A 19332-nucleotide genomic window follows, 5' to 3' on the forward strand; every position below is an offset into this window, starting at 1 on the left:
GATTATGCAACATTTTCGCCGCGAGCGGAAATGTTTCAGCAGGCTTTCGACAGTTTAGCTGTTGGTGCCCGCCCCCTCAGGCGGGGCGCGACGACTTGTAAACGTTGACGCCGAGTTCGCGGATCTTTTTGCGGAGCGTGTTGCGGTTGAGCCCCAGAAGCTCGGCGGCCTTGATCTGGTTGCCACGAGTAGCCGTCATCGAGGCCAGCACGAGGGGGTATTCGACTTCGGCCAGAATGCGCTGGTAAAGCCCGGGCGGCGGCAGGTCGCCGGTAAACATGGCAAAATAGCGCTGGAGGAAATGCTCGACCGCCTGGCCGACCGACAGGTCATCGGGAATGAGATTGCCGCCGGGTACGACGGGCTGTTCGCCGGTCTTGAGTTCGGCCTCGATGATTTCGGCCGAAATCTCGTCCTGCGGATAAAGTGCCGCCAGTCGCCGCACCAGGTTTTCCAGCTCGCGCACGTTGCCTGGCCATGGATAGCGCTTCATCAGTTCGACGCCACCAGACGAGATGCGCTTGGCCTGCAGGCCTTCGCTCACGCCCTGCTTGAAAAAATGGCGGACAAGGTCGGGCACGTCTTCGGAGCGCTCGCGCAGTGCTGGAAGACGAAGCGGTACCACGTTGAGACGATAGAACAAATCTTCGCGAAAGAGGCCCTGATTGATCAGGCTTCGCAGATCCTTGTTGGTCGCCGCAACGATGCGTACATCGGTCTTGATCGGCGTGCGACCGCCGACAGTCGTATACTCGCCTTGCTGCAGCACACGCAGCAGCCTCGTCTGCGCCTCCATCGGCATGTCGCCGATCTCGTCGAGGAACAGAGTGCCACCGTCGGCCTGCTCGAACCTGCCCGTCGAGCGGTTCTGCGCCCCGGTGAAAGCACCCTTTTCGTGGCCGAAGAGCTCGGATTCGATGAGGTCGCGCGGGATCGCAGCCATGTTGATGGCTACGAATGGGCCGTTGCGCCGGCGGCCATATTCATGAAGCGCGCGCGCCACCAGCTCCTTGCCCGTGCCCGATTCGCCCGAGATCATGACGGTCAGGTCCGTCTGCATCATGCGGGCGAGCATGCGGTAGATGTCCTGCATCGCCGCGGAGCGCCCGACAAGCGGCATGGTTTCAGGCTGGTCGTCGTGGCGCTCGTCGATCTTCGGCCGGCGCGGCTCGGTGAGAGCCCGGTTGACGATGCTGAGCAATTCGGTGAGGTCGAAGGGCTTCGGCAGATATTCGTAGGCGCCAGTTTCCGAGGCGCGGATGGCGGTCATGAAGGTATTTTGCGCGCTCATCACGACAACAGGCAGTTCGGGTCGCGCCTTCTTGATGCGCGGCAGCATGTCGAAGGCATTTTCGTCGGGCATCACCACGTCGGTTATGACCAGATCGCCCTCGCCGGCCGCCACCCAACGCCACAGCGTCGCTGCATTAGAGGTGACGCGGACATCGTGCCCCATGCGCGAAAGCGCCTGATTGAGCACCGTGCGGATAGCCGCGTCATCATCGGCGACAAGGATATTACCGCGCACGCTCATCGATTGGCTCCCTCGCTATCGTCGTCCAGATGCACAGGCATTTCCTTCCAGGCGGGCATGAGGATGCGGAAGGTCGTGCCTCGCGGTGTCGATTCGCACTCGATCACCCCGCCATGGTCGCCCACGATCTTGGCGACGAGCGCGAGGCCGAGCCCCGACCCGTTGGGCTTGGTGGTGATGAACGGGTCGAACAAGATGGGCAAAATGTCCTCTGACACCCCCGGCCCGTTGTCGTGCACACAGAACTCAAGCGGCAGCGACACGCGATCCTGGGTGCCTGGAACCGACATGCGGATTCCAGGGCGGAAGGCGGTCGACAAGGTGATCTCGCCATGCGGTTCGTGACCGATGGCCTCGGCGGCATTCTTGACCAGATTGAGGAAGATCTGCACCAACTGGTCGCGGTTCGCATAGACCGGAGGCAACGATGGATCATAATCCTCCAGGATCTTGATCCCATTGGCAAAACCGTTCTTGGCAAGTGCCTTCACATGGTCAAGAACGACATGGATGTTGACCGGATATCGGTCAATCGGGCGTTCATCGGAGAAGACCTCCATACGGTCGACAAGCTTGACGATCCTGTCTGTTTCGTCGGTGATCAGCCGAGTCAGGGCGCGATCCTCGTCCGAGGCGGACAACTCCAGAAGCTGTGCTGCGCCCCTTATCCCGGACAGCGGATTCTTGATCTCGTGGGCAAGCATGGCGGCAAGACCTGTGACCGAGCGCGCAGCCCCCCGATGGGTCATCTGGCGGTCGATCTTGTCGGCCATCGAGCGTTCCTGAAACATCACCACGACCGAGCCCGGCAGCTCCGAGGCGGGGGCGACGTAAAGATCGACCATCTTTTCGATACCAAGGCGCGGCGACGAAACGTCGACACGGTATTCGTTGACCGGCGTATTACGCTCACGTACCTGCTCGACCAGCGTCAGGATGGGACTGCCGAAGGGCACGAAACGCGACAGCTCGCTGCGCGCCAGCATGGTGGCGCTGGAGCGGAAAAAGTCCTCGGCGTCGGCATTGGCGAAGGTGATGAAATTGTCGGGCCCTATCATGATGACGGGTCGACGGATGGTGTTGAGCACGATCTGCGCTGCATCAACTGCAACCGGCGCGGGGTTGAAGCTCATGCGGCATTCCTTTCGAAAGCACTTTCACCGAAGGACATAAGTGCCTCTCTCAGCGACGAAATAACCTGTTTCGGTTCGAATGACGTCAGCACACCACGGCGGAGAGCGTCCGGGACGTTTGACGTGTGCCGATCAAGATACCAGCCGAGATGTTTGCGCGCCTGGCGCAGCCCGCTCTCGATGCCGTAGAGCGCAAGCATGTCTTCGTAGTGGGTGGCGACATAGTCGGCCATTTCGGCTGATGATTGCGGCACGCCAGCTGCGGTGCCATTGGTGGAGGCAGCGGCGATCATGCCCGCTGTCCACGGCGCGCCATAATGCGAGCGCCCGGCCATGACCGCATCGGCACCTGATTGCTGGAGAATTTCAGCCGCATCCTGCGCCGTGCCGACATCGCCGTTGGCGACGACCGGGATGCCGACGGACTGCTTCACGCGTGCGATCGCGCGCCAGTCGGCCTTGCCCTGATAAAATTGGCAGCGCGTACGGCCATGTACGGTAACCATCTTGACGCCTGCCTGTTCGGCGCGTTGAGCCAGTTCCGGCGCGTTGAGCACGTCGTCGTCCCAACCAAGGCGCATCTTCAGCGTCACAGGCACTTCGACAGCGCCAACAACCGCATCGATCAGCGTGAGCGCATAGTCGAGATCGCGCATCAGCGCCGAACCGGCATAACCGCCTGTTACCTTCTTGGCTGGGCAACCCATGTTGATGTCGATGACATTGGCACCCTCGCCAACCGCGATGCGGGCGCCTTCGGCCATGTGGGCGGCCTCGCGCCCCGCAAGCTGCACCATATGAACCGGCAGGCCGGAATGGCGGATGCGGAAGCCGCTGGAGCCACGCCCCTTGGCGAGTTCGCCGCTGGCGACCATCTCCGACACGACCAGACCAGCACCATGGGCATAGGCGCGCGTGCGAAGCGCCTCGTCGGTGACGCCTGACATGGGCGCCAGAAACACCCGATTGCGGATCGTCACATCGCCGATCGAAAGCGGCTCGCCGAGTTTACCGAGATCATTCATGCACAAAAACAAAGCACCATTTGCCTCTGCACAATGAGTAGCCATGATCGGGTCATTGTGCAACTGCGAAATGACAGCCGAATGCGGCGCTTTCTGGATTCCACTGGCCTTCCGCAGCCCTCGCGGCTAAGCCTCTGCACATGAACGAAGAAGCCTTGTCGAACCCTCAGAAATCAAAAGTCGCAGTCGTCATCGTGGCTGCCGGCCGAGGCGAACGCGCCGGCCAGGGCGACGGTCCCAAGCAGTACCGCAAGATCGGCGGCAGGGCCGTCATCTGGCATACATTGAAGGCCTTTCTTGACCATCCACGCATCGGCACGGTTGCCGTTGCCATTCATGCCGATGATGCCGAGCTTTTTTCTGCTGCGGCAGGTGAACACGCAGATCGGGTGATAACCGTAATAGGCGGTGCGACAAGGCAGGAATCGACTCGCCTGGCACTCCTTGCGCTGCGAGATAGCGGTGCGGAATCGGTATTGATCCACGACGGCGTCAGGCCGTTCATCGGCGCCGATGTCATAGATCGCACAATATCCGGCATCGACGAAAAACACGGTTCCCTGCCGTCGCTGCCTGTGTCGGACACCCTGAAGAAAGAAACCTCCGATCGCACGGTTGCTGAAACCGTTTCGCGCGCAGGCCTGCATTCGGCACAGACACCGCAAGGCTTTCCCTTCGAGCCGATCGTCGCCGCGCACCAGCGCGCCTTCGAGGCCGGCAGAAGTGATTTCACGGACGACTCCGCCATCGCCGAATGGGCCGACATTCCGGTCCGGCTGGTGCTCGGCTCACCCGACAACATCAAACTCACCTGGGCAAAGGACATAGCCATGGCCGACCAGCGCCTTTCCGGCCAGACACCAAGCTTTCCCGACGTCCGCACCGGCAATGGCTATGACGTGCACTCATTTGAAGCCGGCGACCACGTCTGGCTGTGCGGAGTGAAAATCCCCCACTCCAAGAAGCTATCAGGTCATTCAGATGCCGATGTCGGGCTGCACGCCCTGACCGACGCGCTGCTGGCCACCTGCGGGGCCGGTGACATCGGCACGCATTTCCCGCCCTCCGACCCGCAATGGAAGGGTGCTGCCTCGCGACAGTTTGTCGAACACGCCGCAAAAATCGTTCGCGCGCGCGGTGGGCGCATTGCCAACGCCGACATCACCTTGATCTGCGAGGCACCGCGCGTCGGGCCTCATCGCGAGGCCATGACCGCGGAACTTTCCGACATGCTGCGCATTGCCCCCGAACGCGTCTCGATCAAGGCCACGACCAACGAAAAGCTGGGCTTCGTCGGCCGCGAAGAAGGGATCGCCGCGATCGCGACCGCAAGCGTGGTTTACCCCGGAGAACTGCCGGAATGAGCGACATCGGCGCCCTCGCCGCAGCACTGCTCGAAGCCTGCGAGGCGCATGGCATCATGATGGCCACCGCCGAAAGCTGCACCGGCGGCATGATCATTGCTGCCCTCACCGACATCGCCGGCTCGTCGTCAGTGGTCGATCGAGGCTTCATCACCTATTCCAACGAAGCCAAGATGGAGATGCTCGGCGTTTCCGATGCCACCCTCGAAGCAGATGGGGCGGTGTCGCGCGAGACGGCACTCGAAATGGCTGCAGGCGCACTTGCCCATTCGCGCGCCAGCCTTGCACTGGCGGTCACCGGTGTGGCCGGCCCGGGTGGCGGCTCGGCCGAAAAGCCGGTTGGCCTCGTCTGGTTCGGCGTCGCACGGAAAGGCGCGCCGCCCGAGGCAGAGTTCCGGATATTCGATGACAAGGGCCGCGATTTCATCCGCCGCGAAACGGTCAGGACGGCACTTGGGCTCGGATTGCGGGCCGTCGATCAGACGGTCTACGCTGGTCCGTAGATCACGTCGGCGCGCTTCTCGAAGGCTTCGGCGAACATGCGGAAGGCGCGGTCGAACATCGTGCCCATGAGCACGCCGAGGATGCGGCTCTTGAACTCGTAGTCGATGAAGAACTCGACATCGGAGCCGCCGCCCGCTGCTGCCACGAACTTCCACTCATTGGTGAGATAGCGAAACGGGCCATCGAGATATTTGACGTCGATGGTGTTCTCCTCAGGCGTGAGCAGCACCTGCGTCGTGAACGTCTCGCGGATCGCCTTGTAGCCGACAGTCATGTCGGCGACGAGTATCTCGCGGCCATCGCGCTCGCGCCGCGAGCGCACGGTAAGCGCCTCGCACAACGGCAGGAATTCCGGATATTTTTCCACGTCGGCCACGAGCGCGTACATTTCGTCCGGCGAGTGGCTGACGCGGCGCGTGGTTTCGAACTTCGGCATTCCGCGTTGATCAGGCCTTCTTTGCCAGCAGCGCCTCGCGCGCGGCGCGCAGCTTGGCGAAATCGTCGCCGGCATGGTGCGACGAGCGTGTAAGCGGGCTCGAAGCGACCAGCAGGAATCCTTTCGACTTGCCGACCGTAGCATAGGACTGGAACTCGTCCGGCGTAACGAACTTCTTGACCGGGTGGTGCTTCTTGGTCGGCTGCAGATACTGGCCAATGGTCATGAAGTCGACATTGGCGGTGCGCAGGTCGTCCATCAACTGGAGCACTTCATTGCGCTCCTCGCCGAGGCCGACCATGATGCCCGACTTGGTGAAGATGCTGGGGTCAAGCTCCTTGACCCGCTGCAACAGGCGGATCGAGTGGAAGTAGCGCGCGCCGGGACGCACCGTCAGGTAGTTCGACGGCACGGTTTCCAGATTGTGGTTGAAGACGTCGGGACGGGCGGCAACGACGATCTCGAGAGCGCCTTCCTTGCGCAGGAAGTCGGGCGTCAGGATTTCGATGGTCGTCTGGGGCGTCAGCCTGCGGATGGCGTGAATGACGTCGGCGAAATGCTGCGCGCCGCCGTCCGCCAGGTCGTCGCGGTCGACCGAGGTGATGACGACATGGGTCAGCCCCATCTGGGCCACGGCCTTGGCCACGCTCTCCGGTTCGTTGGGATCGACCGCCGTCGGGATGCCGGTTGCGACATTGCAGAAGGCGCAGGCGCGCGTGCAGATCTCGCCCAGGATCATAAAGGTGGCGTGCTTCTTTTCCCAGCACTCGCCGATATTAGGGCAACCGGCCTCTTCGCAAACGGTGACCAGCTTGTGCGACTTCACGATGTCGCGCGTCTCCTGATAGCCGCGCGAGACCGGCGCCTTGACGCGGATCCAGTCCGGCTTGCGCAAGACCTCCTGATCGGGCCGGTGGGCCTTTTCGGGGTGCCGCGCGCGCGGACGGTCGTTCAGATCGAGCACAGTGACCATCAGTCTATCCTATCAAGGCCGACGCGCTTGCGAGCGGCCGAAAATCCAGAGCAGTATCAGCGCGCCGGCAATGGCGACGATGAGATTGCCCATGAACCCGTAATAATGGATGCCGAGCAGCCCCGCCAGAGTGCCGCCGACAAACGATCCGGCGATGCCAACAAGGATGTTGGTCAAGAAGCCGTGGTCGCGGTTCATCGTGCGTTCGGCGACATAGCCGGCAAGGAAACCAACCAGAAGCATGCCGAAGAAACCGACACCTGGCATGCCGAGAATTCCGTAGCTTTGTTCCATCAGTCGCCTCCGGCCAATCGCTAGGTTGAGCGCATATAGTGCCAATTGGCGCGCCGCAACAGGCGCACCAGCGCTGCCCTGTTATGCGTTGAGCGCGCGACCATAGGCGTCGAGGACGCTTTCCTTCATCGTTTCCGAAATCGTCGGATGCGGGAAGATCGTGTGCATCAGCTCTTCTTCGGTGGTTTCGAGATTCATCGCCACGACAAAGCCCTGGATCAACTCGGTCACCTCTGCGCCGACAAGATGGGCGCCGAGAAGTTGGCCGGTCTTCTTGTCGAAGATGGTCTTGACCATGCCCTGGTCCTCGCCGAGAGCGATCGCCTTGCCATTGGCGACAAAGGGGAAGCGGCCGACGCGGATGTCCTTGCCTTCGGCCTTGGCCCTGGCTTCAGTAAGACCAACGGAGGCGACCTGCGGGTTGCAATAGGTGCAGCCCGGGATCTTGAGCTTGTCCATCGGATGCACATTCGGCAGGCCGGCGATCTTTTCGACGCAGATGACCGCTTCGTGCTCGGCCTTGTGGGCGAGCATGGGTGGGCCGGCAACGTCACCAATCGCGTAGATGCCTGCCACGTTGGTCTTGCCGTAGCCGTCGATGACGATGCAGCCGCGATCGGTCTTGATGCCAAGCGCTTCAAGGCCGATGTTTTCGATATTGCCCTGAACGCCGACGGCCGAAATCATCCGGTCGGCGGTGATCTTCTCGACCTTGCCGTCCTTCATCTCGACATGTGCGGTGACGGAGTTGGCGCCCTTCTCGACCTTGGTGACCTTGGCCTCGAGATGGATCTTCATGCCCTGCTTTTCGAACTGCTTCTTGGCGAAGGCCGAGATTTCGGCGTCCTCCACCGGCATCACGGCGGGCATGACCTCGACGACCGTCACGTCGACGCCCATCGTGCGGTAGAACGAGGCGAACTCGATGCCGATCGCACCCGAGCCCATGACCAGCAGCGACTTCGGCATTTCCGGCGGCACCATCGCCTCGAAATAGGTCCAGATCAGCTTGCCGTCCGGCTCGATGCCGGGCAGTGCGCGCGGACGGGCGCCAGTGGCGACAATGATGTGCTTGGCTGAGTAGGTGCCCTCGCCCAGCGTGTTCTTGGGCAGCGGCGCCTGCGGCTCCATCGGCTTCTTCGTCGATTTTGAGACGACGATCTGGCCGGGCTTGGTAAGCTTGGCCTCGCCCCAGATGACGTCGACCTTGTTCTTCTTCATCAGGAAGCCGACGCCGCCGTTCATGCGCTGGGCAATGCCGCGCGAGCGGTCGACGATGGCCTTGAGGTCGGGCGAGATCGAACCTTCGAGCTTGAGGCCGTAGTTCTTGGCATGCTCGGCGAGGTGCAGAACCTCGGCAGAACGCAGCAGCGCCTTGGTCGGGATGCAGCCCCAGTTGGAGCAGATGCCGGCGAGGTGCTCGCGCTCGACGACCGCGGTCTTGAGGCCGAGCTGGGCGGCGCGGATCGCCGCGATGTAGCCGCCGGGGCCGGAGCCTATAACGATGACGTCGTAATTGTCAGCCATGAGTGTGCCTCTTGTTCAGGTCGCGCTGCGCGTGAGCAGCACCCAGTCGTGTTGTTTGCTGTAGGTCTCGGTCGTTACGGATGGCCGGCGTGCGACCTCTTCAAATCCGCAGGACTTGTAAAGCCCAAGCGCTACGTCATTGTCACTTTCGGTAATCAGGCTGACCGGCAGGGCGCCAGTGCGCTTGAGTTCATGCTCAACGAGCTTGCGGCCTATGCCCTTGCCACGGTGGTGCGAATAGACGCCGACGCTGTCGATGAACCAGTGCCCGATGGTCCCTTGCTGAAGGACAAGGATCGGCTCGAAGACAGGGTGCGGCGCTTCCTCCTCGGCGAAGGACGGCTCCACGACGTGGCCGATCACCAGGCCTGCAATCTCGCCGTCGACTTCGGCCAGGCTGGCATTCTTCCAGCCGGCGCGGTCGTCGTCGCAGCGCAGCTGGTTGCGGCCGTGTTCAAGCGCAGTCTGCGTCGAACCGTCGAGCACCGCGCCGTACCAGAGCCAGGAAGCAAGGCCGTGCGACGACAGGTCGACGAGGATGGCAATCTCCGCGGCATCGCGCCGATCGGCCCTGCGGATGATAATGTCGCCCGCCAAGTTCTAGAGCTCCAGCATCACGCGCACGATGGGCGCTATGGCGTGCCCAATCGCGCGGGTATTTTCGGCATCGAGATGAACGCCATCAAGCGGCGTGGTTTCCGCCACCGATCCGGCATCGAAGAAGCCGCAGCCAACCTCGTCCGCGAGCGCGGCATAGAGCGGCGCGAGTTCTTTGGAGGCCGCGTCGCCGCCTGCGAACATTTCCTTGAACTCGGCATTGGCTGTACGGCTGACCACCGGCGGCGAAACCAGCAGAATTCCAGGTGCCGGGTATCCCATACCGTGGTCGTAGGCGCGAACGATCGATACAAGTCGCGCCATGCCTTGTTTGGCCGCCAGCGGATTGCCGTGGATCCACGGCTTCATGTCATTTGCGCCGAGCATGATGACGACTAGATCGAGCGGCGCATGCGTGCCCAGGATCGTCGGCAATAGCCGTGCACCGTTGCGGTCGGTGGCGGCCAAGCTGTCATCGAAGGCCGTCGTACGGCCGTTAAGGCCCTCGGCGATGACACTGACGCCGTCGCCCAGTTCCTTTTGCAGGACGCTCGTCCAGCGATCCTCGTAGTGATGACGCCCCGGGCCGGCCGCATCATAGCCCCAGGTGAGCGAGTCGCCGTAGCAAAGCACAGTTTTCATGATTGAAGTCCTCGACTCCCCTCCCTTGTGGGGAGGGGAAATGGGGGAACTACACCAGCATGCCCATCGGGTTTTCGATGAAGCGCTTGAAGGCCGAGAGAAGCTCGGCGCCAAGCGCGCCGTCGACGGCGCGGTGGTCGGTCGACAGCGTCACCGACATCACGTTGGCGATCTTGATCTCGCCGTTCTTGACAACCGCCCGCTCCTCACCCGCGCCGACAGCCAGGATGGTGGCGTGCGGCGGGTTGATGACGGCCGAGAAGTCCTTGATGCCGAACATGCCGAGGTTGGACACCGCACTGGAGCCGCCCTGATATTCTTCGGGCTTGAGCTTGCGGTTGCGCGCCCGACCGGCCATGTCCTTCATCTCGTTGGAGATGACCGACAAGGTCTTGATGTCGGCCTTGCGGATGATCGGGGTGATCAGGCCGCCCGGGATCGACACTGCCACGCCGACATCGGCATGCTTGTGCTTGACCATCGCCTGGTCCGTCCACGACACATTGGCGTCGGGCACAGCTGTCAGGGCCAGCGCCATCGCCTTGATGATCATGTCGTTGACCGACAGCTTGTAGGCCGGCACGTCGCCCTTTTCGGTCTTGCGCACCGGAGCCGCAGCGTTGAGCTGGGCGCGAAGCGCCAGCAGCGCGTCGATCTCGCAGTCGAGCGTCAGGTAGAAGTGCGGGATGGTGCTCTTGGCCTCGACAAGACGGCGCGCGATGGTCTTGCGCATGTTGTCGTGCGGGATGAGCTCGTAGCTGCCTTCTTCGAACAGCTTGAGCACCTGGTCGTCCGACATGCCCTTGGCAGCAGGAGCCGAAGCCGGCGCACCGGCAGGGGCCTTGGCCGCAGGAGCCGCCGTTGCGCCGCCACCCGAGATCGCGGCCTCGACGTCGGCCTTGACGACACGGCCATGCGGGCCGGTGCCGGTGACAGCCGAAAGGTCGACGCCGGAATCCTTGGCGATGCGGCGGGCGAGCGGGGATGCGAAGGTGCGGCCGTCAGCGGCAGAACCGTTGGCAGCAGCGGCGGCAGGCTTTGCAGCCGGAGCAGCGGCAACCGGTGCGGCAGCAGGAGCCGCTGGTGCGGCCGCCGCGGCAGGTGCTTCCGCCTTGGCAGGCTCTGCCTTGGCCGGGGCGGCATCGCCGCCCTTGGCCGCGGCAGCGACATCCTCGCCGTCGCCGGCAAGAATGGCGATCAGCGCGTTGACCTTGACGCCTTCGGTGCCGGCCGGAACCAGCAGCTTGGCGACGGTGCCTTCATCGACGGATTCGACTTCCATCGTCGCCTTGTCGGTCTCGATCTCGGCGATCACGTCGCCGGGCGAAACCTTGTCGCCTTCCTTGACCAGCCACTTGGCCAGATTGCCCTCTTCCATCGTCGGCGAAAGGGCAGGCATGGTGATATTGATCGGCATGGTGTCCTCCCGCCCCGTCAGCGATACGTGACTGCTTTGACCGCCTCGATCACTTCGCCGACATTCGGCAGAGCGAGCTTTTCGAGATTGGCGGCGTAAGGCATCGGCACGTCCTTGCCGGCGATGGTGATGACAGGCGCATCGAGGTGATCGAAGGCGCGCTGCGACACCTGATTGGCGATGTGGTCGCCGACAGAGGACTGCGGAAAGCCCTCTTCGACCACGATCAGCCTGTTGGTCTTCTTGACCGAGGCGATGATGGTATCGAAGTCGAGCGGACGGATGGTGCGCAGATCGATGATCTCGGCGTCGATGCCCATGCCGCGCAACTCGGCCTCGGCCTTGATCGCGTAGGTCATGCCGATGCCGAACGACACGATGGTGACGTCCTTGCCGGTCTTGTGGATGCGCGCCTTGCCGATCGGCAGCACGAAATCGTCGAGCTTCGGCACATCGAAAGAGTGACCGTAGAGGATTTCGTTCTCGAGGAAGATGACCGGGTTCGGATCGCGGATCGCTGCCTTGAGCAGGCCCTTGGCGTCGGCTGCCGAGTACGGCATCACCACCTTGAGCCCCGGAATGTGGCTGTACCATGCGGCATAGCACTGCGAGTGCTGGGCAGCGACGCGGGCAGCCGCACCGCTGGGGCCACGAAAGACGATCGGCGCGCCCATCTGGCCGCCAGACATGTAGAGCGTCTTGGCTGCCGAGTTGACGATCTGGTCGATCGCCTGCATGGCGAAGTTGAAAGTCATGAACTCGACGATCGGCTTGAGGCCGGCCATCGCGGCACCGACGCCGACGCCGGCAAACCCGTGCTCGGTGATCGGGGTGTCGACGACGCGACGCGGGCCGAACTCCTGTAGCAGGCCTTGCGTGATCTTGTAGGCGCCCTGGTACTCGGCAACCTCCTCACCCATGATGAAGACATCCCCATCGCGGCGCATCTCTTCGGCCATGGCATCGCGCAGCGCTTCGCGCACCGTCGTCGAGACCATTTCGGTGCCGGCGGGGATGTCGGGATCGGCAGCGACTTCGGTCTTCGGAGCAGCCGCGACCGGAGCAGCAGCAGCCGGAGCAGCGGCAGGTGCCTCGACCTTGGCGGGAGTTGCTCCCTTGCCGATGTCGGCAGCACTTTCGCCGTCCTGCAAGAGCACGGCGATCGGCGTGTTGACCTTGACGCCTTCGGTACCGGCGGCGATCAGCAGTTTGCCCAAAACGCCTTCGTCGACGGCTTCCACTTCCATGGTCGCCTTGTCGGTTTCGATTTCGGCGATAACGTCACCGGCGGCGACCTTGTCGCCCTCGTTCTTCAACCACTTGGACAGATTGCCCTCTTCCATCGTCGGCGAGAGCGCAGGCATGAGAATTTCGATCGGCATGTTCGCGCCCTCCCTTAGATCAGAATGTCGGTCCAGAGCTCGGAAGCATCCGGCTCGGGATCGGTCTGGGCGAAGTCAGCGGCGTCAGCCACAATGTCGCGAACATCCTTGTCGACCGCCTTGAGATCGTCCTCGCTCGCCCACTTCTTGGCGATGAGGCGTGCCTTGACCTGTTCGATCGGGTCGTGCTCGGAGCGCATCTTCTGCACTTCGTCCTTGGAGCGGTACTTCGCCGGGTCGGACATGGAGTGGCCGCGATAACGGTAGGTCTCCATCTCGAGGATGATCGGGCCGTTGCCCGAACGGCACCATTCGGTGGCAAGATCGCCAGCGGCCTTGACCGCGCGCACGTCCATGCCGTCGACCTTGATGCCCGGAATCTTGAAGGAAACGCCGCGCTGCGAGAAATCGGTCTCGGCCGAAGCGCGCGTAACGGCGGTGCCCATGGCGTAGCGGTTGTTTTCGATGACGTAGATCACCGGCAGCTTCCACAGCGCGGCCATGTTGAAGCTCTCGTAGACCTGGCCCTGATTGGCAGCGCCGTCGCCGAAATAGGTCACCGAGACATTGGGGTTCTCGCGGTAGCGGTTGGCGAAGGCCAGACCCGTGCCGAGCGACACCTGGGCGCCGACGATGCCGTGGCCGCCGTAAAAGTGCTTTTCCTTGGAGAACATGTGCATGGAGCCGCCCTTGCCTTTCGACAAGCCGCCCCGACGCCCGGTCAGTTCCGCCATGACGCCGCGCGCCGACAGACCCATGGCAAGCATGTGGCCATGGTCGCGATAGGCGGTGATCATCTGGTCGCCTTCAATCAGCGACATCTGCAGGCCGGTAACAACCGCTTCCTGGCCGATATAGAGATGGCAGAAGCCGCCGATGAAGCCCATGCCGTAGAGCTGGCCGGCCTTTTCCTCGAAGCGGCGGATCAGAAGCATCTCGCGATAGGCGGCGAGATCCTGTTCCTTGGTAAAATCGACCGGCTTGGGCGTTACCGGCGCTGATAGGGATTTTGTGTCAGATTTAGATTTGGCAGGCGCTTTTTTGGCTGCGGTGGCCATGCATCACTCCCTAGTGGCGTCTCTTTGCGGACAATGAGGAGATCATGCATAATCTCTCCTCTCCATGACCGAAACGCTAGCATGTAGAATGACGCCGCGCCATGCGGAAAAATGCATAGCTGGCATGCGGTTAAGCACCTAAAAACGTTGGATTTCTTGTTGATTAACTGATCTTCAGTTAATGCGACGCTGGGATGGCCGCATTATGGTCAGCTCATCTGCATGGGACATATTGAGGGCGTTTCGCGCCTGCTCGTCAAGCATGTCCTTCTCCAATGAGCCGTCATGCAACATCTGCACGCGCCGCTCGACAGACATGCGCTGAGCCCTGACAGCATCCAGCCGAGCCTGCAGCTCGACCGCGCGCGCTTCGAGCCGGTACTTGGAATAGATGCCGAATTCACCGTGATAGGCATGAAAGCCGAAATAGGACAGGAACATCGCCGCCAATGCAGGGACGATCAAGCGCCCGGTTTTTCTCTGCTTGTGCTGGCGTGTCCACATGGTCAGAACCTCTTTCAGGTTCTTGTCGCTCCATTGTGCTTAATGGACGGTTACGGACAATCCGCCGGAGGCTCCGCGACAACAAAAAAGGCGGGAAACATCCCGCCTTTCCAGTTCGTCGATTTTTGAAAGGATCAGCCGCGCAGGATCGACCGGCCGGCAAAACGCGCCTGACGGCCCAGCTCTTCTTCAATGCGGATGAGCTGGTTGTACTTGGCGGTACGGTCCGAACGGGCCAGCGAGCCGGTCTTGATCTGTCCGCAGTTGGTGGCGACAGCGAGATCAGCGATGGTCGAATCCTCGGTTTCGCCCGAACGGTGCGACATGACGGCGGTGTAGCTCGCCTTGTGAGCGGTCTCGACGGCATCGAGCGTCTCGGTCAGCGAACCGATCTGGTTGACCTTGACTAGGATGGAATTGGCAACGCCCATCTTGATGCCGTCACGGAGACGCGCAGAATTGGTGACAAACAGATCGTCGCCGACCAGCTGAACCTTGTCCCCGCAAAGGTCGGTCAGGTACTTCCAGCCTTCCCAGTCGTCCTCGGACATGCCGTCTTCGATCGAGATGATCGGGTAGTCGGCGGCGAGTTTGGCGAGATACTTGGCCTGCGCCTTGGGATCGCGGGTTTTCTTTTCACCTTCGTAGACGTAGTTGCCGCCCTTGAAGAATTCGGTCGCGGCACAATCGAGCGCGAGCGCCACGTCTTCGCCCGGCTTGAAACCGGCCTTCTCGATCGAGGCCATGACGAAATCGAGCGCCGCCTGTGCGCTCTTGAGGTTCGGCGCAAAGCCGCCCTCGTCGCCGACATTGGTGTTGTGGCCGGCTTCCTTGAGGCCCTTCTTCAAGGTGTGGAAGATTTCCGAACCCCAGCGCACCGCGTCGCGCAGCGAAGGCGCGCCGATGGGCATGATCATGAATTCCTGGAAGTCGATCGGATTGTCAGCGTGCGCGCCGCCATTGATGATGTTCATCATCGGCACTGGTAGCACACGGGCGTTGGGTCCACCGACGTAGCGATAGAGCGGCAGGCCCGAAGCCTCGGCGGCAGCCTTGGCAACAGCAAGCGAAACACCGAGGATCGCATTGGCGCCGAGTCGGCTCTTGTTGGGGGTCCCGTCGAGCTCGATCATCGTCTGGTCGATATGGATCTGGTTTTCGGCTTCCATGCCGCCGATCGCCTCGAATAGCTCGCCATTGACGGCTTCGACGGCGCGCTCGACGCCCTTGCCGAGATAGCGCGGGCCCCCGTCGCGCAGCTCCATCGCCTCATGGGCGCCGGTCGATGCACCCGAAGGAACCGCCGCACGGCCCATCGAGCCGTCTTCAAGGATGACGTCGACCTCGACGGTTGGATTGCCGCGGCTGTCGAGAATCTCGCGGCCGACGATATCGATGATTGCTGTCATGTGAGGCATCCCCGGGAGCTGATCGCAGATGGATCGGTTGGATTTCCGCGCCCGTCTTAGCCAAAGCAGAAGAAAAGGCAATCGCGGCCGACCAAATATCACGCAGCGTCATCCACCGGATTCACTTTCGGCAAAGCGCTGTCACCATAATTCATCCTGCCGGGCAGGCTTTGGCCACACTTTCGGGTAAACTGTGCCTGCGCGGGGCGAAACAGAGGGAGTTTCGCCATGTCCGAGTTGAGTGGTATCTTGAGTTTGTTTTTCATCGCCGCGGCATTCCTGACCTCTTGCGACAGTCAACCGCCCCCTCAGGGGGCGTCGCAGGTGCGGATCATTCCGACGCCCAGGTAGCTGCCGGCACAAAAAAAGCCCCGCTACACGCGGGGCTTTTTTCCAGATGCACAGGCTCAGTGCCAGTACGGCTCGACGTGGTAGTGCTGAAAGGACGCGTCACGTGCCAGGCGACCGTCATCTTCGGTCAATTCGCTGATCGAATAGGCAGGCGCAGCCTTGAGCTGATCCTTGGAGAACGGGACGACATAGCCGCCGCGGCCCTTGTCGTAGTCCAGCGTTGACCATGGAATGGCGTGGTACTTTTCTCCGATGCCAAGAAAGCCACCGAATCCGATGACAGCGAACATGATGCCGTTGGACATCTTGTCGAGCATGACATCTTCTATCGTCCCGATCGTTTCGCCGGCGGTATTGTAAACATTTGTGCCGATTACGCGCGATGCGGGGATAGCCTCGGTATGACCGGTATGGGTCGTCATTATCCTGCTCCTCGTTAGCTGTGGATGCAGGGGTAACGCTCCCTCAAAGCGTAGGTTCCAAACTTCCTGACGATGCGGGAAGCCGACCAGTGCTCAGTCCGTGAGGATGAACGTCACCTTCATGTTGACGCGGTAGGCGACGATCTTGCCGTTTTCGACGACGACCTTCTGGTCCTGAATCCAGGCACCCTCGACATTCTTCAGGGTCTTGGACGCGCGGGCGATGCCATCTTCAATGGCGTCCTTGAAGCTCTTTGTCGACGAGGCGGTGATTTCCGTAACGCGGGCAACAGTCATAGGACTCCTCCTGCCGAAACGCTCAGTCACGGAAGGAAGACTACGCCCAGCACCTGCCGGGCTCAAGCACCGTAGCAGAGTCACTGCGCGCCAGAAGGCGCGCAGATGCAGCTCAAGGGCTGTGTTAGCCCTTGGCGATACGGTCGAACGCCATCAAGCGCTCGAGCAAGGCCGGCATGTCCTTGAACGGAACCATGTTGGGGCCATCCGATGACGTCGAGTTGTCGGGATCCTCATGCGTTTCGATGAACACGCCTGCAACGCCAACGGCAACGGCTGCACGCGCCAGCGTTTCGACGAAACGGCGCTCTCCGCCCGAAGTTGCGCCCTGCCCGCCCGGCTGCTGCACCGAGTGGGTGGCATCGAAGATTACGGGCGCGCCCATGTCGGCCATGATTGGCAGGCCGCGCATGTCGGAGACCAGCGTGTTGTAGCCGAAGGACGTGCCACGCTCGGTCACCAGCACGTTGGCATTGCCCGAACCGGTGACCTTGGCGATGACGTTCTTCATGTCCCAGGGCGCCAGGAACTGGCCCTTCTTGACGTTGACGACCTTGCCCGTCTTTGCGGCGGCGATGAGCAGATCGGTCTGGCGGCTGAGGAAGGCCGGGATCTGCAGCACGTCGACCACTTCGCCAACGATCGCGCACTGCTCTTCGGTATGGACGTCGGTGATGACGGTGACGCCGAGTTCCTTGCGCAGGTCGGCGAAGGCAGGCAACGCCGCGTCGAGACCCGCACCGCGCGTGCTCGACAGCGAGCTGCGGTTGGCTTTGTCGAAACTCGACTTGTAGACGAAGCCGATGCCGAGCTTGAGGGTAAGTTCCTTAAGCTTGCCGGCCATGTCGAAGGCGTGCTGGCGCGATTCGAACTGGCACGGGCCAGCTATCAGCGAAAGCGGCGCATCATTGGCGAAGAGGGTCTTGCCGACCGTCACATTTGCATTCGGCTTGTTCATCTCTGTTCCTCGAATATGAAAATAGCACCCTGCCCCGGTGCCGCAGGTACCACCAGGCGCTTGCCGTCTAGATCGTACTCGATGGCGTGCCTTGCAAGGAGCGCATGCGCTGCTGCCAGGTCGTCGACGGCAAAGACGATGGCGTCGAGCTGGATGTTGCTGGCGTCCGTCTTGGCGCCAACGACGAAGTCGGCATTAGCGAGCGGCACCTTGAGGCCACCGGAGATGCCTTCTGCCTTGCTGCGCGCAATCGTCGCCAGGTAGGCGGCAGCTGCCGAAGTGCCGGCGCTTGCGTGGATGGCCAGCATGCGACGCACGCCATTGGCATGGACCTCCAGCGCGCTACGGTCAACCTTGGGTGCATTGGCGCGCTCGCAACCGAAGAAGAAGGCGCCGTCCGCATTGTCAGGCTCTGCCGTGAAGGCAAGCCGGAACGAGGCAATGTCGGCGCGGCCGCTGGCATCGACGAACGGCCGGCAGAAATCGAGGCGCGGACCGGCGGAGACGCCTGCCTTGACGAATTCGCGGTGGTCGGCGTCAGCTTCGTCGGCGGCGAAAACGACAGCGGAAAAGCCCTCGTCCCCATGGGCTGCGCGGAAAGAGCGGTCGCGAGCCACGAAGACGTTGTTTTCCGAGACGGCACGATCCGCAGCCAAGGCGTCACCGACAGCCAGCGGCTCCATGAAGGTGCCGTCGCCAAGGTAGATGCAGCAATTGACCGTACCGAAGGGGTGCACGCCCTCTGGTGACACGGTGAAACCAAGCGAAGACAGGCGCGCGCGCGCAACAGCCAGGCTTACGGTCGGCAAGACGACGTGATCGAGGGCGCGGGGCCCACTCTGGACATTGTTGGTCATGAGCCAGCGCTGTGCCTCAATTCAGCGATTTTCGCAAGGAGAAGCCCCTCAAAGCCCCGCAACCATGTCGCCGAGCCGGCGCACGGTGTTCCAGTTGCGCGACGTGCCGATTCCGCCGGCACGCTTGGGCGTCATCGCGCCGAGCAGCCGCGACGAAGCGGTGTTGCGCGAGAAATAGAGCCAGATGTCGCCGTCGACCGCCATGAGCTTTTCGTCTTCGGCGGCGCAAGCACGGAGCCGCTCGATGACATCAGCCGTCACCGGCTCGCGCATCACACGGACGCCGACCTGATCGGCGTGAAGCTCGGCTTCCCTGGGAAACGGATTGGCCGCGACGAGCGTCCGCCACGCCGCGGCATCGCGGACGACGATGTCGACATGCTTGCCAAATTTTGGCGCAAACGCCGCTTCGAGCTCGCGCTCCAGCGTTGCAACCGTCTTGCCTTCAGCCTCAAAGACGAGATTGCCCGTCGCGACCAAAGTGCGCGGGTTTTCAAGGCCGAGTTCCGTCGCCATGTCGCGCAGGTCGGACATCACAACCCGCCGCCCTTCACCCAGAACGATACTGTAGAGCAGCGCGACATAGGTGGTCATGACCGAGGCATGACCACGGCAGGTTTGCGCGCCAACGGTGTCACGCCGGCGCGC

At 62.1% G+C, this 19332-nt stretch carries 22 protein-coding genes; 2 read left to right on the plus strand and 20 right to left on the minus strand.

The features are described from left to right. Positions 1-76: 76 nt before the first annotated feature. The 3 genes from ntrC to dusB are packed head-to-tail and all read right to left on the minus strand — an operon-like array spanning position 77 to position 3692. Entirely contained in the window at positions 77-1534 is a 1458-nt protein-coding gene (gene ntrC, locus C8K44_RS12055; protein ID WP_109576036.1) for a nitrogen regulation protein NR(I), read from the minus strand. Next, complete coding sequence (locus C8K44_RS12060; RefSeq protein WP_109576037.1) at positions 1531-2667, minus strand: nitrogen regulation protein NR(II); 1137 nt, start codon at positions 2665-2667, stop codon at positions 1531-1533. The genes ntrC and C8K44_RS12060 overlap by 4 nt, the downstream gene beginning before the upstream one ends. Next, complete coding sequence (dusB, locus tag C8K44_RS12065) at positions 2664-3692, minus strand: tRNA dihydrouridine synthase DusB (protein WP_109576038.1); 1029 nt, start codon at positions 3690-3692, stop codon at positions 2664-2666. Before dusB ends, C8K44_RS12060 begins: the two co-directional genes overlap by 4 nt. Positions 3693-3832: 140 nt before the next feature. Between dusB and C8K44_RS12070 the strand changes: the two genes are divergently transcribed. Both C8K44_RS12070 and C8K44_RS12075 read left to right on the plus strand, forming a co-directional pair. Further along, positions 3833-5056, plus strand: coding sequence for a bifunctional 2-C-methyl-D-erythritol 4-phosphate cytidylyltransferase/2-C-methyl-D-erythritol 2,4-cyclodiphosphate synthase (locus C8K44_RS12070; RefSeq protein ID WP_109576039.1), 1224 nt, complete (start codon positions 3833-3835; stop codon positions 5054-5056). After that, a complete protein-coding gene (locus C8K44_RS12075; protein ID WP_109576040.1) occupies positions 5053-5559 on the plus strand; it encodes a CinA family protein in 507 nt (168 codons plus the stop codon). The genes C8K44_RS12070 and C8K44_RS12075 overlap by 4 nt, the downstream gene beginning before the upstream one ends. Here the strand turns inward: C8K44_RS12075 and C8K44_RS12080 are convergent. The 17 genes from C8K44_RS12080 to C8K44_RS12155 all read right to left on the minus strand — a co-directional run bounded on the left by C8K44_RS12080 (position 5544) and on the right by C8K44_RS12155 (position 19278). After that, positions 5544-5996, minus strand: a complete 453-nt coding sequence (locus tag C8K44_RS12080; protein WP_109576041.1) for a type II toxin-antitoxin system RatA family toxin — start codon at positions 5994-5996, stop codon at positions 5544-5546. The two genes, C8K44_RS12075 and C8K44_RS12080, sit on opposite strands and share 16 nt — an antisense overlap. Before the next feature lie 10 nt (positions 5997-6006). Beyond that, complete coding sequence (gene lipA / locus C8K44_RS12085) at positions 6007-6969, minus strand: lipoyl synthase (protein ID WP_109576042.1); 963 nt, start codon at positions 6967-6969, stop codon at positions 6007-6009. Between the two features lie 12 nt (positions 6970-6981). Further along, the gene (locus C8K44_RS12090) at positions 6982-7263 is read right to left on the minus strand and encodes a GlsB/YeaQ/YmgE family stress response membrane protein (RefSeq protein ID WP_109576043.1); all 282 of its coding nucleotides are present in this window, start codon (positions 7261-7263) and stop codon (positions 6982-6984) included. A gap of 81 nt (positions 7264-7344) precedes the next feature. Next, positions 7345-8790 (minus strand): dihydrolipoyl dehydrogenase, encoded by a 1446-nt coding sequence (lpdA, locus tag C8K44_RS12095; RefSeq protein ID WP_109576044.1) that lies wholly within the window; start codon positions 8788-8790, stop codon positions 7345-7347. Between the two features lie 15 nt (positions 8791-8805). Beyond that, positions 8806-9387, minus strand: a complete 582-nt coding sequence (locus C8K44_RS12100; RefSeq protein WP_109576045.1) for a GNAT family N-acetyltransferase — start codon at positions 9385-9387, stop codon at positions 8806-8808. Positions 9388-9390: 3 nt separating this feature from the next. Continuing rightward, entirely contained in the window at positions 9391-10029 is a 639-nt protein-coding gene (locus tag C8K44_RS12105) for an SGNH/GDSL hydrolase family protein (RefSeq protein WP_109576046.1), read from the minus strand. 49 nt (positions 10030-10078) lie between these two features. Beyond that, a complete protein-coding gene (locus tag C8K44_RS12110; RefSeq protein ID WP_109576047.1) occupies positions 10079-11446 on the minus strand; it encodes a pyruvate dehydrogenase complex dihydrolipoamide acetyltransferase in 1368 nt (455 codons plus the stop codon). Between the two features lie 17 nt (positions 11447-11463). After that, positions 11464-12828 carry a pyruvate dehydrogenase complex E1 component subunit beta gene (locus tag C8K44_RS12115; protein WP_109576048.1) on the minus strand — a complete coding sequence of 455 codons (1365 nt, stop codon included), beginning with the start codon at positions 12826-12828 and terminating at the stop codon, positions 11464-11466. Between the two features lie 14 nt (positions 12829-12842). After that, entirely contained in the window at positions 12843-13886 is a 1044-nt protein-coding gene (pdhA, locus tag C8K44_RS12120; RefSeq protein ID WP_109576049.1) for a pyruvate dehydrogenase (acetyl-transferring) E1 component subunit alpha, read from the minus strand. Between the two features lie 174 nt (positions 13887-14060). Further along, entirely contained in the window at positions 14061-14390 is a 330-nt protein-coding gene (locus tag C8K44_RS12125) for a septum formation initiator family protein (protein ID WP_109576050.1), read from the minus strand. 134 nt (positions 14391-14524) lie between these two features. Then, complete coding sequence (eno, locus tag C8K44_RS12130) at positions 14525-15799, minus strand: phosphopyruvate hydratase (RefSeq protein WP_109576224.1); 1275 nt, start codon at positions 15797-15799, stop codon at positions 14525-14527. A gap of 98 nt (positions 15800-15897) precedes the next feature. After that, on the minus strand, positions 15898-16065 hold the full coding sequence (locus tag C8K44_RS27700) for a hypothetical protein (RefSeq protein ID WP_199227080.1): 168 nt from the start codon (positions 16063-16065) through the stop codon (positions 15898-15900). Between the two features lie 141 nt (positions 16066-16206). Next, complete coding sequence (locus C8K44_RS12135) at positions 16207-16572, minus strand: PRC-barrel domain-containing protein (protein WP_109576051.1); 366 nt, start codon at positions 16570-16572, stop codon at positions 16207-16209. Between the two features lie 93 nt (positions 16573-16665). Then, positions 16666-16869 (minus strand): dodecin family protein, encoded by a 204-nt coding sequence (locus tag C8K44_RS12140; protein WP_018428079.1) that lies wholly within the window; start codon positions 16867-16869, stop codon positions 16666-16668. 124 nt (positions 16870-16993) lie between these two features. Further along, complete coding sequence (kdsA, locus tag C8K44_RS12145; RefSeq protein ID WP_109576052.1) at positions 16994-17827, minus strand: 3-deoxy-8-phosphooctulonate synthase; 834 nt, start codon at positions 17825-17827, stop codon at positions 16994-16996. Then, a complete protein-coding gene (locus tag C8K44_RS12150) occupies positions 17824-18684 on the minus strand; it encodes a VOC family protein (protein ID WP_109576053.1) in 861 nt (286 codons plus the stop codon). The genes kdsA and C8K44_RS12150 overlap by 4 nt, the downstream gene beginning before the upstream one ends. Positions 18685-18732: 48 nt before the next feature. Then, positions 18733-19278: a DUF1697 domain-containing protein gene (locus C8K44_RS12155; RefSeq protein ID WP_109576054.1), complete on the minus strand. Its 546-nt coding sequence runs from the start codon at positions 19276-19278 to the stop codon at positions 18733-18735. Positions 19279-19332: the final 54 nt, after the last annotated feature.

The organism is Aminobacter sp. AP02 (assembly GCF_003148805.1).
GTDB lineage: Bacteria > Pseudomonadota > Alphaproteobacteria > Rhizobiales > Rhizobiaceae > Aminobacter.

What these genes read in the sequence shown, in the direction of transcription:
- lpdA (WP_109576044.1), bottom strand. Translation starts at nt 8,790, where the DNA reads ATGGCTGACAATTACGACGTCATCGTTATAGGCTCCGGCCCCGGCGGC.
- dusB (WP_109576038.1), bottom strand. Translation starts at nt 3,692, where the DNA reads ATGAATGATCTCGGTAAACTCGGCGAGCCGCTTTCGATCGGCGATGTG.
- C8K44_RS12075 (WP_109576040.1), top strand. Translation starts at nt 5,053, where the DNA reads ATGAGCGACATCGGCGCCCTCGCCGCAGCACTGCTCGAAGCCTGCGAG.
- C8K44_RS12140 (WP_018428079.1), bottom strand. Translation starts at nt 16,869, where the DNA reads ATGACTGTTGCCCGCGTTACGGAAATCACCGCCTCGTCGACAAAGAGC.
- C8K44_RS12135 (WP_109576051.1), bottom strand. Translation starts at nt 16,572, where the DNA reads ATGACGACCCATACCGGTCATACCGAGGCTATCCCCGCATCGCGCGTA.
- C8K44_RS12090 (WP_109576043.1), bottom strand. Translation starts at nt 7,263, where the DNA reads ATGGAACAAAGCTACGGAATTCTCGGCATGCCAGGTGTCGGTTTCTTC.
- eno (WP_109576224.1), bottom strand. Translation starts at nt 15,799, where the DNA reads ATGACAGCAATCATCGATATCGTCGGCCGCGAGATTCTCGACAGCCGC.
- kdsA (WP_109576052.1), bottom strand. Translation starts at nt 17,827, where the DNA reads ATGAACAAGCCGAATGCAAATGTGACGGTCGGCAAGACCCTCTTCGCC.
- C8K44_RS12110 (WP_109576047.1), bottom strand. Translation starts at nt 11,446, where the DNA reads ATGCCGATCAATATCACCATGCCTGCCCTTTCGCCGACGATGGAAGAG.
- C8K44_RS12060 (WP_109576037.1), bottom strand. Translation starts at nt 2,667, where the DNA reads ATGAGCTTCAACCCCGCGCCGGTTGCAGTTGATGCAGCGCAGATCGTG.
- C8K44_RS12150 (WP_109576053.1), bottom strand. Translation starts at nt 18,684, where the DNA reads ATGACCAACAATGTCCAGAGTGGGCCCCGCGCCCTCGATCACGTCGTC.
- pdhA (WP_109576049.1), bottom strand. Translation starts at nt 13,886, where the DNA reads ATGGCCACCGCAGCCAAAAAAGCGCCTGCCAAATCTAAATCTGACACA.
- lipA (WP_109576042.1), bottom strand. Translation starts at nt 6,969, where the DNA reads ATGGTCACTGTGCTCGATCTGAACGACCGTCCGCGCGCGCGGCACCCC.
- C8K44_RS12155 (WP_109576054.1), bottom strand. Translation starts at nt 19,278, where the DNA reads ATGACCACCTATGTCGCGCTGCTCTACAGTATCGTTCTGGGTGAAGGG.
- C8K44_RS27700 (WP_199227080.1), bottom strand. Translation starts at nt 16,065, where the DNA reads ATGAAAAACAAACTCAAGATACCACTCAACTCGGACATGGCGAAACTC.
- ntrC (WP_109576036.1), bottom strand. Translation starts at nt 1,534, where the DNA reads ATGAGCGTGCGCGGTAATATCCTTGTCGCCGATGATGACGCGGCTATC.
- C8K44_RS12105 (WP_109576046.1), bottom strand. Translation starts at nt 10,029, where the DNA reads ATGAAAACTGTGCTTTGCTACGGCGACTCGCTCACCTGGGGCTATGAT.
- C8K44_RS12080 (WP_109576041.1), bottom strand. Translation starts at nt 5,996, where the DNA reads ATGCCGAAGTTCGAAACCACGCGCCGCGTCAGCCACTCGCCGGACGAA.
- C8K44_RS12115 (WP_109576048.1), bottom strand. Translation starts at nt 12,828, where the DNA reads ATGCCGATCGAAATTCTCATGCCTGCGCTCTCGCCGACGATGGAAGAG.
- C8K44_RS12125 (WP_109576050.1), bottom strand. Translation starts at nt 14,390, where the DNA reads ATGTGGACACGCCAGCACAAGCAGAGAAAAACCGGGCGCTTGATCGTC.
- C8K44_RS12070 (WP_109576039.1), top strand. Translation starts at nt 3,833, where the DNA reads ATGAACGAAGAAGCCTTGTCGAACCCTCAGAAATCAAAAGTCGCAGTC.